Below are 13,850 nucleotides of genomic sequence, written 5' to 3'. Positions count from 1 at the left end.
GTGTAAAGATATTATACTTGACAGTATACGAGAACTTGGTTAAGATAGGCAGGTGCAAACGATGGAAGAGAAGGTCATGCGCGGGTATCTGTATGATTTTTACGGACAGCTCCTCAATGAACACCAGAGAGAAGTCTATGAGGCATACGCATTCGAGGACCTGTCTCTCTCCGAGATCGCCGAGCGGGAGGGAATCTCCAGGCAGGGAGTTCATGACCTGATCCGCCGCTGCACAAAGACCCTCGAGAGTTATGAGGAGGCCCTGCAGCTGGTCGCCAGATTCATGAAGGTCAGATCGGATGTCGAGAGGATCCAGGACCTGACCGATTGCGGGGAAGCCGGCGAGGAGGTTCTCCGTGATATCCGCAGACTGTCCCGGAAGATTCTGGAGGAATTGTAATGGCTTTTGAGAGCTTATCCGAAAAACTGCAGAATGCCTTTCGCAATCTCCGGGGCAAGGGACGTCTGTCTGAGGATGACGTCAAGCTCGCCCTGAAAGAAATCCGCATGGCTCTTCTGGAGGCCGACGTCAACTATAAGGTGGTCAAGAACTTCACCAAGACGGTGCAGGACAAGGCGATCGGAACGGATATCCTAAATGGGCTGAATCCTGCCCAGCAGGTAGTTAAGCTGGTCAATGAGGAACTTACTGACATGATGGGTTCCGAGACGACGGAGATCTCTTATCGTCCGGGACAGGAAATCACAATCATCATGATGGTCGGTCTTCAGGGTGCCGGTAAGACCACCACGACAGCCAAGCTGGCCGGCAAGATGAAACAGAAGGGCAAGCGTCCCCTTCTGGTTGCCTGTGACGTCTATCGACCCGCCGCAATCGAGCAGCTCCGCATCAATGCAGAGAAGCAGAAGCTCGCTTTTTTCTCCATGGGGGACAAGAACCGGCCCTCGGATATCGCCAGGGCCGCGGTTGAGCATGCCAAGAAGAATAACAATAACGTCGTAATTCTGGATACGGCCGGCCGTCTTCAGATCGACGAGGAGATGATGGCTGAGCTCGAGGAGATCAAGTCCAGGCTGGACAAGGTCCAGACCTTTCTGGTCGTTGACGCCATGACCGGTCAGGAGGCTGTCAATGTGGCGCAGACATTCGACGAGAAAGTGGGGATTGACGGCATCATCCTGACAAAATTGGACGGAGATACCCGTGGCGGTGCCGCCCTCTCGGTTCGGGCCGTCACAGGCAAGCCGATTCTCTATGCAGGAATGGGTGAGAAGCTCTCCGATCTGGAGCAGTTTCACCCCGACCGGATGGCATCGAGAATTCTGGGCATGGGGGATGTCCTCTCCCTGATCGAGAAGGCGGAACAGGAGATTGACGCCGAGGAGGCCGCCAAGCTGACGGAGAAGGTCAAGAAGGCGGAGTTCGACTACAACGATTATCTGATTTCCCTGTCGCAAATGCGCAAGATGGGCGGTGTTGCTTCCATCCTGGGCATGCTGCCGGGACTGGGCATGGGCGTCTCCAAGGCCCAGATGAATCAGATCGAGGGGGCCATTGACGAGAAGAAACTGGCGAGAACCGAGGCGATCATCTATTCTATGACGCCACAGGAGCGCTCGGACCCCAAGATGATGAATATCCACCGCAAGCACCGCATTGCGAGAGGGGCGGGTGTAGATATCGCTGAGGTCAATCGCTTTATCAAGCAGTTTGAGTCGACCAGGAAGATGATGAAGAAGATGCCCGGCCTCATGGGTGGCAAGGGGAAGAGGCGAAGACCCTTTCCCTTCTGAAGATCTTTTTCTTAAAAAGATCAGAAATAAGGTTCATCCGCCGGACAAACGCCCGGCGATCGAATAAAGACACAATCGATCAGATTAGCGGAGGTAAAAAATGGCAGTTAAGATCAGACTTAGAAGAATGGGACAGAAGAAGGCACCTTTCTACAGAATCGTTGTTGCGGACTCCCGCGCTCCTCGCGATGGCCGTAATATCGCAGAGATCGGAACCTATGATCCCAACCAGAAGCCCTCAGCCGTGAGCGTTGACGCGGAGGCTGCAAAGAAGTGGCTCGCCAATGGAGCTAAGCCCACGGAGACGGTAGCCCGTCTTCTCAAGGATGCCGGCATCGAGAAGTGATTGTCCGACTCAGGCAGAGCACGAGGTAATTGTGATGAGAGAATTAGTTGAAGTAATTGCGAAGTCACTGGTAGATTACCCGGATCAGGTTGAAGTATCGGAGCGCAAGGCCGGGAAGACCACAATTGTGGAGCTGAAGGTTGCCTCCTCCGATATGGGCAAGGTCATTGGAAAGCAGGGGAAGATCGCAAAGGCGATCCGGTCTCTTGTCAAGGCTGCTGCAACCCGGGAAAATATCAGGGTTGTTGTGGACATTGTTGAGTGATCCAGATTGCGCAAGACCAGGCAGGCAGGTTCCGTTCGGACCTGTCTGTTTTATTTGCACAGAGGGCGAGGAACTAAGATGCAGGAGTATTTTCAGGTGGGAGTGATCAGCTCGACGCATGGGCTCAAGGGAGAAGTGAAGGTCTATCCCATGACAGAAGAGTTGCATCGCTTTGATGATTTCATGGGACAGAAGCTATATATTGACAGAGACGGACGCAGGGAGGAACAAACCGTCGCCTCGGTCCGTTATTTTAAGAACCAGGTCATTCTCCGATTCGAAGGTCTGACGGACATCGACCAGGTCCATCCTCTCAGACAGGCGAAACTTTTGATCCGAAGGGACCAGGCGATCCCTCTTGCAGACGGAGAGTATTATGTAGAAGACCTGCTGGGCCTTAAGGTCATCTCCGACGATGGAAGAGAACTGGGGATTATGAAGGATGTGCTGACGACAGGGGCCAATGACGTCTACCTGGTGGAGCGAGCCGGGAGGTCTGATCTCATGATCCCGGCCATTAAGGACTGTATCCTTGAGACCAGGCTGGAGGAGAGTTACATCCGGGTCCATCTTCTGCCCGGTTTAGAAGACCTGTGACTTCATAAGAGCCAAGACAGGTGGGTTCCCTTGCGGCCGGTATGCATTGAAAAGGAGTAAGACAGATGGATTTTCACGTCATGACCCTCTTTCCGGAGATGATTGAGCAGAGCATGTCCAGCAGCATTACGGGCAGAGGACTCCGTCAGGGGATCATATCCCTTCACTGTTATAATATCCGGGCATACAGTAAGGAAAAGCACGGGAAGGTGGACGATTACTCCTACGGGGGCGGGGCAGGGATGCTCATTCAGGCGGATCCGGTCTATGACTGCTACCGGGATCTTGCCTCCAAAATTCCGGCGGCCCACAGGAAGCGGGTGATCTATGTGACGCCGCAGGGGAGGACTTTTCGCCAGGAGATGGCGGAGGACCTGTCCCAATATGATGATCTGGTCTTTCTCTGCGGCCACTATGAGGGGGTTGACGAGCGCGTTCTGGAGGAAATCGTGACGGACTATATCTCCATCGGAGACTATGTCCTGACGGGAGGGGAGCTCCCGGCTCTGGTTATGATGGATACGATATCCCGCCTCTTAGACGGAGTGCTCGGGAATGAGAGCTCTGCCGAGATTGAGTCCTTTCACGGGAAACTCCTTGAATATCCCCAGTATACCCGGCCTGAGGTCTGGCGGGGGAAGAAGGTACCGGAGGTCCTCTTGTCCGGGAATGCCGTACAAATTGAGAATTGGCGAAGAGAGGCCTCGGTTGCAAGAACCAGAGAGAGGCGTGAAGATCTCTATCGGGACTACCTGGATCTGGCAGAAATAGAGAAGATCCTCCTTCCCTTCAAGAGAGAGTATGCGGACCTCTTAAACCTGGTCAAGTCAGGCTATGGAGAGCTGGTAGACCGGGACGGACCCAGGATTCTTCTGGAAGACAGGAGGGACCATTGCTCTTATTTCGCAAGTCCCTCCACGGACTTAAGGGAGGCAGAGTCCCATGAAACGGAGAGAGAGGGGCTTTTATTCCTGGAGCAATCCCTTGCGAAGTCAGGGGGAAAAGATCCTGATGTGACCCGCAGAATCATTTTTCATGATGTAAACGAGGAGGATCTTGTGAGAGAGATCTTGGGACCGGGAGAGATCCGGCGGGTCAGGACTCTTGTCTATACGCCCAGGGAGAGACCGAGCAGGGCAAGAACCCGCACGCTTCAGGAAAGACTAAGCCTTCACGGCCGGCCGGATCCGGATCTGATCTCGTTTATCAATGAGGGAATCATAAGAGGACTGGAAGAGGGAATCAGCCCCCTGTATTACCTGCCTGTGGGAGCGGCTTTGGATGAAGAAGCTTTGGAGCAATTCGGACTCTATGCCGCAAGAGGAGAGGTCCTGATCTATGACCGCCGCAATTGAGGAAGTTCCCGTCTGACCTGCATCGTTTGTCCCCCGAAAGAAACAATAAGAAACAAGAGAGAACAAGAAAAGCACTTGACAATTTTTTGCCGGCCCGATATGTTAGTTAAGGCTAATATATGGGCCTGCTCGAGGAATGCGCCCATGGATGGCCGGGGGAGCATTTTTAAGAAAGGGCGAGCATGAAGGTCAAGCAAATTTTTAGTTCGATCCTGACCCTTGCGCTGATCCTTGCAATCAGTGCGGGGATTATTTTCGTGGTCACCGGGGGAGGGGGAAAGTCCGGCTCCGGGGAATCCAAAAGCGGACAGGAGGCCACTTCGGATTCCGGGAAGATCAAGGAGAAAATGGCAGAGGCAGAGAAAGAAGGCTACAAGGACGGCCGCTATGAAGGGAGTGCCCAGGGCTTCGGCGGTCCGGTGAAGCTGGCGGTGACAATCAAGGATGGGAAGATTCAGGACATCGAGATCCTGTCCCAGAGCGAGACGCCCGAGTATTTTGCCAGAGCCAAGAAGGTCCTGGACCGGATCAAGGCGACCAATCAAGTGGACGTAGACTCTGTCTCCGGAGCCACGATTTCTTCGGATGCCTTGAAACTGGCTGTCTTCCGGGCACTGGAACAGGCCCGCACGGCTGATGCCGGCGGAAAGGAGACGGCTAAGGCGGCAAATCTCGAGGAGGAAATCAAGGCCCATCAGAATCAGGCCAGGCAGGCCTCTGCCAAGGGGCAGGGACGGGCAAGGGCAGGACTTGCCGGCCGGCAAAAGGCTGCAGCGCCTCTTGCCCTGCCCAAGGACAGCAGGCTCAAGGACGGAAGCTATCAGGGCTCTGCCGAGGGCTTTGACGGCCCAATCTCCGTTCGGGTGACGGTCAGAAATGGCAAGATCGCCGATGTTCAGATCTTAAGTAACTCTGACACACCGTCCTACTTTCAGCGGGCCCTTGCGGTCATAGGACGGATGAAGGGGCAGGAGACTGGGACAGTTGACACGGTCTCCGGCGCGACCTACAGCAGCCGGGGGATTATCAATGCGGTCAATCAGGCCCTGTCCAAGGCTGTGGTAAAGAAGGACAGACCCTCCGACCGGGATGTTGATCCCAAGCCCAATCCGAATCCCAATCCGAATCCGAATCCAAAGCCGGATCCGGGATCCAAGGATGACAATCAAACCGATCCCAAGAAGGATCCAACGGTAAAGCTCAAGGATGGGACTTATGCCGGAAGCGCCGACGGATTTAAGAGTCAGATCAGTGTTCGCGTCATTGTCAAGGACGGGCAGGTGGAGGACATCCAGGTGACCGACCAGGCGGATTCCCGCCGCTATTTTGCGCGGGCAATTGCAGTGATTGACCGGATGAAGGGAAAGAAGTCCGGCTCCATTGATACGGTCTCCGGTGCGACCTACAGCAGCCGGGGGATTGTCAATGCGGTCAATGACGCCCTGTCAAAAGCGGTGGAGAAGGATCCGAGCCGGCCCGAAGACCAGGGATCCGAGTCCATCTTCAAGCCGGTCGGCGGGACGACAAAGCCATCTCCCAAGCAGGACAAGATCTTAGAATACAAGACCAGGAAGAATATCGCTGCCCTGATGCGCAGCGGCGCACTCAAGTCCGGAGAATACCAGGGCCTGGGAGCCGGATTCAACAGCTCCAAGGGAAGATTAAAGACCTTTGTATCCATTGCGGACAATGAGATCAAGGCCATTGAAGTGGGCCAGGGCAAGGATTATGCCGACGACGGAGAGGAGTACCGGGCCCGGGCCGTGAAGGTGGTCCCCTTCCTTGCGGACAAGAAGAACGGAAGGCATAATATCGCCGTCATGAAGCTCCACCATGACTACCTGGATCGGATTCTCGCTGCAGACAATCCCGGAGAGGAGGCAGCAAAACTGATCGGGAAGACCTATGCCGACCGGATCGGGAATCAGAGGAAGGCGAGTACCGTGTCAAGGGCAATCAAGGCCTTCTTCCAGGAGAAGATGGGGGAGAAGGACCTCTTTGACGCTGTCTCTGGAGCCACGATCAGCGCGGGCGGGCTTGCGAGGTCGGTCGATCAGGCTCTTGAGCTCTCGGAGACGGACGCGAAGACCGGAAATGAGATCGTCTCAATCACGGTCATCTCTCCCGCAGACAAAAACGTCTACAACAAGCAGGCCGAATTAAAGCAGAATCGGAAAAAGGCCCTGGACCTGAGCGGACTTGTGGTGGAACTGGTCAAGCAGGACGGAAGCAAGGTCCGGGTACCCTATGCCGACTTTGACAAGTATGGACTTGAGATCCGCACGCAGGATGGGGAGATGATTAAGGATGGGATGGATATTTCCAAATTCCTGGCAAAAGGCACCCTGATTACGGATATCATCCATGCTCAATCCAAGCGGAGCGTCAGACTGGGGATTGTCTTCGGAGCATACAGCAAGGACTATATTGTGTCCATGGAGTATCAGATCGATGACGGCGCCTGGACTAAGATAGATCACCCCCAGATGTCGGAGGAGAGAGAGGAGAATATCTCGGAGAGACAGACGATTTCGCTCTCCCGCCGGGACCTGGGCAAGAAGCTCCGCATCCGCACGCAGTCGAAGAGCGGGCAGACCTATCACTATGAGTCCAGGGAGGGAATCGCATTTAAGAAGATGACTCTTCCCTGCCTGGATCCCGCGCACGAGGACAATGAGAATGCGAACTTCGCCCTCTTCATTACCGTGAACGAGGAGAAGGCCAAGGATCCATCCGAGAATCCGGATGAGCCGGGACATACAGGTGAGGTCAGCATTGATCTCGCGGCAAATTATCTCAACCATCAGACCGTCAGCCCGATTTCGGTGAAGGCCGATGAAGGAGTTCAGATCCGGGAGGTCCGGGGACTGCCCCGGGGATTGACTTATGAGGGAGGTAAAATCAGCGGAACCATTGACGTCTCGGATGCAGATTTTGACGCCTCCCTGTCCAAAGCGTATGAGCTGACAATCCTTGCAGGCAAGAAGGACAGGGAAATCCGGGTAAGAAAATCCCTTCTCGTCTTCCAGGACAAGGACCGGGACGGGGTGAGCGACAACGATGAGGGTGAGCACTACGCCAATGCCTTCAATCCCCGCTTTAAGGGACAGACATATAAGGAGCGGGCAATCTATAAGGAAGAGGGTGATCCGGAGCCCACGATAGAGGAGTATCAGGCCCTCTTCTCCAATATACCGGAAGATGGGTCTGTGACAATTGATATCTTAAAGCATCCGGATATGTCTGCCGCCAAGACGCAAATTGTAAGATTGCAATTCAAATCGAAGTATGTCAGCGGCCTCTCAACCGTCAGTGTCGCAGTCATCGTTGAGAAGGCGGGAAGTCAGCCCCAAGGGCCCGCAGAGGAGGCCCAGGCCGGAGATATGAACCTGAATCTGCCGCCCGTCAACTTGAATCATCAGGAATTCTCCGGAGCCAAACTCAGCTGCGCAAGCGGAGTGAAGGTGACTTCCGTCGAGGGCCTTCCCAAGGGCCTCTCCCTCTCAAACGGAAGCATCAGAGGGAAAGTTGACGTTCCCGACAGCGACTTTACAGACACTTTCTATCGAGAGTACCCCCTCCTTATCTACGGAAAGAAGGGCGGAAAGAAAATTGTCATGAAGACGGTCTTTCCTCTCTATCAGGATCGGGATCGGGACGGGATCAATGATAACGATGAGGGAGAACACTATGCCAATGAGTTCACGCCGCAGTTTACCGGCTCTCTGATTGTCAACCGGAAGATTGGCGACCAGGCTCCGACGGCCGAGTACTATAAGTCCCTGATCAAGAATTTCCCCTCGGACGGATCCGTCCGCATGGAGATCATCGGAAGCCCTGATATGTCAAAGGCGGGCTACACGGTCATCAAACTTCGATTTATCTCAAGTCATGTATCCGGCGTCTCCACCAAGAGCATCGGTGTAAGAGTACAATAGGAGAGGTCTATGAACTTAATTGCAGCGATTATCCTTGCGCTTGTCTTCTACGGCGCAGCTGCGGATATTATGAAAAAACACAGCAGGGTCTTCTACATCTGCTTTTACGCCCTGGTTCTTCTCATGGCGGTGATTTACACGGGGTCTTACGACAAGGCCCTGCCGGCGGGATTGAAGTTTGTCACGGACCTCTTTCAGAGAGGGGTGATGGCGTCGGCTACCTTTGTCATTGTCATGTACCTGGGCCTTGTCAGAAACCACACGGCCTTCACGAGAAGATATATGCGGATCCGGGGGGAGATGTCGATTATCGGCTGCCTGATGGCTCTGACCCACAATATCCTCTTCGGGAGGCACTATTTTGTCGCTTTCTTTGACCGGGAGGCGATCATGCCGACTCAGGTCAGATTGGCCGCAATCGTGAGCATGTGTCTGATTGCCCTGATGATCCCCCTCTTTGTGACCTCCTTTACAGCCGTAAGACGAAAGATGAAGGGCAAGTCCTGGAAGAGGCTGCAGCGTCTGGCCTATCCCTTCTATATCCTTCTCTATGTCCATGTCATGTTGCTCTTTTCCATGAATCCCGAGAAGAACCGGCTTTCCATTGTCATCTATACCCTGGTCTATGTGACCTATATTGTCCTGCGCCTCAAGAAGGCCCTGCTTGCTTATCTGCAGAGAAGAGAAGCCTGCGCCCAGGCGGCTTGACTTGCAGTCGCTTTTGAATTTCTCCCCGGTCTGCTGAGGGCAGGTTCCGAGGCTGATGCGCGGCGAATCGGATCCGGGCTTACAGAAAGTCCTTGCTCGCGCTATGGTCATGTGCTATAGTTGCAATGTTGTTTATATGGAGATGGTCCTCTGTTGCGAAGGGCATTAAGAACATCGAGATGAATGTGGAGGAAACACATGAAAGCATACGAGATCATTGGAAGCATTGAGAAAGAACAGCTGAAGGCGGAAGTTCCCGAGTTTAATGTGGGCGATACGGTTCGCGTGCACAATCTCATCAAGGAGGGAAACCGCGAGCGTATTCAGATTTTTGAGGGAACCGTTTTAAAGAAGCAGGGCGGAAGCAACCGCGAGACCTTCACGGTCCGCAAGTTCTCTAACGGAATCGGCGTTGAGAAGACCTGGCCCCTGCACAGCCCCCGGGTTGAGAAGGTGGAAGTGGTTCGCCGCGGTAAGGTTCGCCGCGCCAAGCTCAATTATCTTCGCGACCGCGTCGGCAAGGCTGCCAAGGTCAAGGAGATCATCCGCTGACAGGTCAAATCAAGGGACTGCTCATAGAGAGCAGTCCTTTTTTCATGGGGTCAAAGGTCTGTCGAGGAGCCGCTTCATTTCTTGAAGGGAGGAGAGGGATCAGATAAAATAGGGCCAGGCATTTTGATCAAGGAGCTTGTTATGTCCGTCTTTCGGCGCAATTCAAGAATCGCACATAAGAACATATTTCTCCAAAAGAGCGAGGAGTCGACCAGAGAGGCGACGAGGAATCTATCATTTACGCGCCGCAGAAGACGCAGGTCCAAGGAGAGGGCTTGCAGAAGTCTGCTCTGGCTGGGACAGATTCTCCTTGTGGTCCTCCTGGCCTTCTTCTTGACCTTCTCCTTCGGAAGGGGAATTACCATATCCGGATCTTCCATGGAACCGAGCCTCTGCGCAGGAGACCTGGCCCTGGTCAATCGACTTGTCTATCATGTCCGTCGGCCCAAGGCCGGGGACCTGCTTGTGTTTCGACCGGCCAATAAGAAAAACGCCTCCTACACCGTCAAGCGTCTGGTTGCGGGGCCGGGAGACCTGGTCTATATCTCTGCCGGAAAACTCTATGTCAATGGCAGCGTCTTTCGGCGGGCCGGCGTCAGCTTCATCGGAATCCAGTATGCCGGGAATCTGGCCAAGAAGACGCAGCTTCAGGAGGACCAGTACCTGGTCATGGGAGATAACTTCAACAATAGTGAGGACTCCCGCTATGCCAGCATCGGTTTTCTCTCCGGGAGAGACCTGGTCGGCAAGGCCTGGTTTGATATCAGCCGGGACCATTTCGGCCCCCTGTCATAAAGAGGACATAAGATGAATATTCAATGGTTTCCCGGTCATATGACCAAGGCCAGAAGACAGATGCAAGAGGATATCAGGCTGATTGACCTTGTGATTGAGCTTCTGGATGCTCGAATCCCCCTGTCCAGCAGAAATCCTGAAATTGACAAGTTAAGCCGCGGCAAGGAGAGGATGATCCTGCTCAATAAGGCGGACCTGGCTGATCCCGATGAGACCGGCCGCTGGCTGAACCGCTTTGAGGCAGAGGGGATCACGGCTCTGGCTCTGGATTCCAGAGAAACGTCCTCCCGCAAGGTCATACAGAAAGCGATGATGGAAGCCACTGCCGCAAAGCGGGAGCGCGACATGAAGAGGGGACTGAAAAATCGTCCGATCCGGGCCATGATTGCCGGAATTCCGAATGTCGGGAAGTCGACTCTGATCAACTCTCTTGCGGGCAAGGCGGCCACCAGGACGGGAAATAAACCGGGCGTCACCAAGGGCAAACAGTGGATTCACCTGAGAGACCATGTGGACCTTCTGGATACGCCAGGGATACTCTGGCCTAAGTTCGAGGGTCAGGAGGTGGGGATTCACCTGGCTATGATCGGGGCTGTCGCGGACCATGTTCTGCAGGTGGAGGAGTTGTCCCTCTCTGTTATTTCTTTCCTGCGGAGCTTCTATCCGGGCCGCCTCAGGGATCGCTACGCGATTTCAGAGGAGGGGGAGGATGTCGGAATTCTGGAGGCGATCGCCCTGAAACGGGGATGCCTTGTGGCCGGCAATGAGATAGACTATCTGAAGGCCGCCAACCTGGTCCTTGATGAATTTCGCAAGGGTCAGCTGGGCCGAGTCAGTGTCGAGCGGGTGGCGGAATCATCCGGGGATGATACAAGCAGTATTGAATTCTTATAGAAGCGAGGCAATTGCGTGGGAGAATCGAGGAAAGAACAGCTGAAAGAAGAGCAGACAGGAGAGACCAGGGACCGGGCAGAGGACAAGAGGAGCCGGTCCAGGGACATTCTTTCAACCATCTTATACATGGCCCTGGTGGTCTTATTTGCCTATCTGATTATCACCTTTGTGGGACAGAGAACCCGGGTGAACGGGTCCTCCATGGAGGATACCCTGGATAATGGAGACAATCTGATCGTCGACAAGATTTCCTATCGATTCGGCAGCCCCAAGCGGTTTGATGTGGTGGTCTTCCCCTATCCCAGGGATCCCTCGACCTTCTTCATCAAGCGGGTCATCGGTCTGCCCGGAGAGACGGTCCAAATCGATGCGAGCGGAAAGATCTACATCAACGGTCAGGTCCTTGAGGAGCACTTCGGCAGAGAGACCATTGCGGATCCGGGACTTGCGGAGAAGCCGATCCAGTTGGGCGATGACGAGTATTTTGTCATGGGAGACAATCGAAACAACTCCATGGACAGTCGAGACTCAAGAGTCGGCCCCATCCGGGGCAAATCCATGGTCGGAAGGGCCCTGCTCAGGATATGGCCTCTCAATAAAATCGGGTTCGTCCGGCACAGCAACTAGGAGGTCTTATGACAGACAGGGAATCAATCAGTCAGGTCCGGGAGCGGCTGCGGCAATGCCCGCCCTCCGATCTGACTTCTTTCATCGAATTCTATGCATCGGATGAGAGAGCCGGCGTCCGAGAGCTCGTGGCGCAGGCGAGAAGGAAAATGGATCGCTGTCTGGCGGAAGAGGCCCGCATGGATTCCATCATGACCTTTGAGAAGAAAGCCTGGGAGACCTTCTCCTATGTCGCCGGAATTGACGAGGTGGGACGCGGCCCCCTGGCCGGTCCGGTGCTGGCGGCCGCCGTGATTCTCCCCAGGGGACATCGCATTTTGGGGATCAATGATTCCAAGAAACTATCCGCCAAAAGAAGAGAAACCCTCTATGATCAGATTATGGAGGAGGCTCTCTCGGTTGGATTCGGTATGAGTTCGCCGGAGCGAATTGATCAGATCAATATTCTTGAGGCCACCTATGAGGCAATGCGGGAGGCGGTCGGGCATTTGGATCCGGCCGCGCAAATCCTCTTAAACGACGCGGTCACGATCCCCGGAATATCCATCCGGCAGATTCCCATGATTCACGGAGATGCCAGGTCCATCAGCATCGGAGCGGCGTCCATTGTGGCGAAAGTGAAAAGAGACCGGTTGATGGTGGAGTACGATAAGGTCTACCCCGGCTATGGCTTTGCAAGGAACAAGGGCTATGGCACAGCCGATCATATTGCCGCACTTCGCGAGAAGGGGCCGACGGCCATCCACAGGAGGAGTTTTATCGGGCACTTTGTCTGACCGGCGGATGAAAGGCAAGAGATGAGTGAGGCGAGGGTAAATCGGAGAAGAGAGGGGGCTTTCTATGAGCGGCTCGCGGCAGATTATCTGACCCGCAAGGGGATGGATATTCTGGAGCGCAACTTTCGCTGCCGCCTGGGAGAGATTGACCTGATCGCAAGAGAAGACAAGTGCCTGGTCTTCGTCGAGGTCAAGTACCGCAGGAGCCGCAGTCATGGCCTTCCGGAAGAGGCGGTCGGGCCGGCTAAGATAAGAACCATTTACCGGGTGGCCGACTACTACCGCATGACCCACCGGATCGCAGAGACCAGGCCCATTCGCTTTGACCTGCTGGCGATTGAGGGAGAGGAGATCAGGCACTATCGGGCCGCTTTCTGACCGGCCGGAGGAGGGACAGACAAATGACACCAGGACTTTCGGACCGGAGCCGGTCGGATCTGCCCTTGCTCTCTTTTGAGAAATTGGACCAAGAGACCTGGGCAGGGAACTGCTTTACCACAAGGCGCGGTGGGGTCAGCCGGGGCGTCTTCCAAAGCCTCAATCTCTCTTACGAGAGGGGAGATGACCCTGAGGCCGTGACGGAGAACTACCGGAGGGTTGCCGAGGCCCTGGGCAGTGATTTGGACCATCTTGTCCTGTCAGACCAGACTCACACGACCAACATCCGCCTGGTGACAGAGCGGGACGCGGGAAAGGGAATCGTAAGAGCGCGGGACTACCGGGATATCGATGGCCTGATTACAGATGTCAGGGGCCTGGTCCTGGTTACTCTCTATGCCGACTGTGTCCCTCTGTATCTGCTTGACCCGGTCCACAGGGCGATCGGTCTGTCTCACTCCGGCTGGAGGGGAAGTCTTCACCGGATGGGGGCCAAGACCATCGCGGCCATGGAGGATGCGTTCGGAAGCAGAAGCGAGGACCTCATTGTGGCAGTAGGCCCTTCTATCTGCGCCGGCTGTTATGAGGTCAGCAGAGACCTGGCAGACGCCTTCGCAGGGGAATTCGGAGAGGATATCATCAGCCACAGGACCGGGGAGCACGCTCATCTGGATCTGCGGGAGTGCAATCGTCGCGTTTTCCTGGATGCAGGTGTCCCCGAGGACCGGATCGCAGTCACCGATATCTGCACCTGCTGTAAGTCTGACCTCTTCTTCTCCCACAGGGCTTCCGGGGGAAGGAGGGGGAATCTGGGGGCCTTTCTGATGATTCGAGGATAGGGGAAGAAAAGTAAAGAGGAACGAA

At 54.7% G+C, this 13,850-nt stretch carries 15 protein-coding genes; all 15 read left to right on the top strand.

Annotation, left to right across the window (positions count from 1 at the left end; all coding sequences use genetic code 11):
* Window positions 1-61: 61 nt before the first annotated feature.
* The 15 genes from ylxM to pgeF all read left to right on the top strand — a co-directional run bounded on the left by ylxM (window position 62) and on the right by pgeF (window position 13,825).
* Entirely contained in the window at window positions 62-400 is a 339-nt protein-coding gene (gene ylxM, locus ACO5R6_RS00545; protein ID WP_485625223.1) for a YlxM family DNA-binding protein, read from the top strand.
* Window positions 400-1,755 (top strand): signal recognition particle protein, encoded by a 1,356-nt coding sequence (gene ffh / locus ACO5R6_RS00540; RefSeq protein WP_485625222.1) that lies wholly within the window; start codon window positions 400-402, stop codon window positions 1,753-1,755. The genes ylxM and ffh overlap by 1 nt, the downstream gene beginning before the upstream one ends.
* Before the next feature lie 100 nt (window positions 1,756-1,855).
* A complete protein-coding gene (gene rpsP, locus ACO5R6_RS00535) occupies window positions 1,856-2,101 on the top strand; it encodes a 30S ribosomal protein S16 (protein WP_485625221.1) in 246 nt (81 codons plus the stop codon).
* 34 nt (window positions 2,102-2,135) lie between these two features.
* The gene (locus tag ACO5R6_RS00530; RefSeq protein ID WP_485625220.1) at window positions 2,136-2,366 is read left to right on the top strand and encodes a KH domain-containing protein; all 231 of its coding nucleotides are present in this window, start codon (window positions 2,136-2,138) and stop codon (window positions 2,364-2,366) included.
* A gap of 78 nt (window positions 2,367-2,444) precedes the next feature.
* On the top strand, window positions 2,445-2,963 hold the full coding sequence (gene rimM / locus ACO5R6_RS00525; RefSeq protein ID WP_485625219.1) for a ribosome maturation factor RimM: 519 nt from the start codon (window positions 2,445-2,447) through the stop codon (window positions 2,961-2,963).
* 65 nt (window positions 2,964-3,028) lie between these two features.
* A complete protein-coding gene (gene trmD, locus ACO5R6_RS00520) occupies window positions 3,029-4,318 on the top strand; it encodes a tRNA (guanosine(37)-N1)-methyltransferase TrmD (protein WP_485625218.1) in 1,290 nt (429 codons plus the stop codon).
* Window positions 4,319-4,500: 182 nt separating this feature from the next.
* Window positions 4,501-8,256 carry an FMN-binding protein gene (locus tag ACO5R6_RS00515; protein WP_485625217.1) on the top strand — a complete coding sequence of 1,252 codons (3,756 nt, stop codon included), beginning with the start codon at window positions 4,501-4,503 and terminating at the stop codon, window positions 8,254-8,256.
* Window positions 8,257-8,265: 9 nt separating this feature from the next.
* Window positions 8,266-8,964 (top strand): hypothetical protein, encoded by a 699-nt coding sequence (locus ACO5R6_RS00510; RefSeq protein ID WP_485625216.1) that lies wholly within the window; start codon window positions 8,266-8,268, stop codon window positions 8,962-8,964.
* Window positions 8,965-9,162: 198 nt separating this feature from the next.
* Window positions 9,163-9,516 carry a 50S ribosomal protein L19 gene (gene rplS / locus ACO5R6_RS00505; protein ID WP_485625215.1) on the top strand — a complete coding sequence of 118 codons (354 nt, stop codon included), beginning with the start codon at window positions 9,163-9,165 and terminating at the stop codon, window positions 9,514-9,516.
* Window positions 9,517-9,657: 141 nt separating this feature from the next.
* On the top strand, window positions 9,658-10,311 hold the full coding sequence (gene lepB / locus ACO5R6_RS00500) for a signal peptidase I (protein WP_485625214.1): 654 nt from the start codon (window positions 9,658-9,660) through the stop codon (window positions 10,309-10,311).
* Between the two features lie 12 nt (window positions 10,312-10,323).
* On the top strand, window positions 10,324-11,205 hold the full coding sequence (ylqF, locus tag ACO5R6_RS00495) for a ribosome biogenesis GTPase YlqF (protein WP_485625213.1): 882 nt from the start codon (window positions 10,324-10,326) through the stop codon (window positions 11,203-11,205).
* A 39-nt stretch (window positions 11,206-11,244) separates the two neighbouring features.
* A complete protein-coding gene (lepB, locus tag ACO5R6_RS00490; protein WP_485625242.1) occupies window positions 11,245-11,832 on the top strand; it encodes a signal peptidase I in 588 nt (195 codons plus the stop codon).
* Between the two features lie 8 nt (window positions 11,833-11,840).
* Complete coding sequence (locus ACO5R6_RS00485) at window positions 11,841-12,608, top strand: ribonuclease HII (protein ID WP_485625212.1); 768 nt, start codon at window positions 11,841-11,843, stop codon at window positions 12,606-12,608.
* 21 nt (window positions 12,609-12,629) lie between these two features.
* Complete coding sequence (locus ACO5R6_RS00480) at window positions 12,630-12,986, top strand: YraN family protein (RefSeq protein ID WP_485625211.1); 357 nt, start codon at window positions 12,630-12,632, stop codon at window positions 12,984-12,986.
* Window positions 12,987-13,009: 23 nt separating this feature from the next.
* Window positions 13,010-13,825, top strand: coding sequence for a peptidoglycan editing factor PgeF (pgeF, locus tag ACO5R6_RS00475; RefSeq protein ID WP_485625210.1), 816 nt, complete (start codon window positions 13,010-13,012; stop codon window positions 13,823-13,825).
* The last annotated feature ends 25 nt before the right edge of the window (window positions 13,826-13,850 follow it).

This window comes from Shuttleworthella sp. (genome assembly GCF_057251025.1).
The sequence above is the reverse complement of the archived record's forward strand: the minus strand, read 5'-3'. Positions and strand labels throughout refer to the sequence as shown.

Coding starts and splice junctions, on each gene's coding strand:
- rplS (WP_485625215.1), top strand. CDS start 9,163: ATGAAAGCATACGAGATCATTGGAAGCATTGAGAAAGAACAGCTGAAG.
- ffh (WP_485625222.1), top strand. CDS start 400: ATGGCTTTTGAGAGCTTATCCGAAAAACTGCAGAATGCCTTTCGCAAT.
- pgeF (WP_485625210.1), top strand. CDS start 13,010: ATGACACCAGGACTTTCGGACCGGAGCCGGTCGGATCTGCCCTTGCTC.
- rimM (WP_485625219.1), top strand. CDS start 2,445: ATGCAGGAGTATTTTCAGGTGGGAGTGATCAGCTCGACGCATGGGCTC.
- ylqF (WP_485625213.1), top strand. CDS start 10,324: ATGAATATTCAATGGTTTCCCGGTCATATGACCAAGGCCAGAAGACAG.
- lepB (WP_485625214.1), top strand. CDS start 9,658: ATGTCCGTCTTTCGGCGCAATTCAAGAATCGCACATAAGAACATATTT.
- ACO5R6_RS00515 (WP_485625217.1), top strand. CDS start 4,501: ATGAAGGTCAAGCAAATTTTTAGTTCGATCCTGACCCTTGCGCTGATC.
- ylxM (WP_485625223.1), top strand. CDS start 62: ATGGAAGAGAAGGTCATGCGCGGGTATCTGTATGATTTTTACGGACAG.
- ACO5R6_RS00485 (WP_485625212.1), top strand. CDS start 11,841: ATGACAGACAGGGAATCAATCAGTCAGGTCCGGGAGCGGCTGCGGCAA.
- ACO5R6_RS00530 (WP_485625220.1), top strand. CDS start 2,136: ATGAGAGAATTAGTTGAAGTAATTGCGAAGTCACTGGTAGATTACCCG.
- ACO5R6_RS00480 (WP_485625211.1), top strand. CDS start 12,630: ATGAGTGAGGCGAGGGTAAATCGGAGAAGAGAGGGGGCTTTCTATGAG.
- trmD (WP_485625218.1), top strand. CDS start 3,029: ATGGATTTTCACGTCATGACCCTCTTTCCGGAGATGATTGAGCAGAGC.
- ACO5R6_RS00510 (WP_485625216.1), top strand. CDS start 8,266: ATGAACTTAATTGCAGCGATTATCCTTGCGCTTGTCTTCTACGGCGCA.
- rpsP (WP_485625221.1), top strand. CDS start 1,856: ATGGCAGTTAAGATCAGACTTAGAAGAATGGGACAGAAGAAGGCACCT.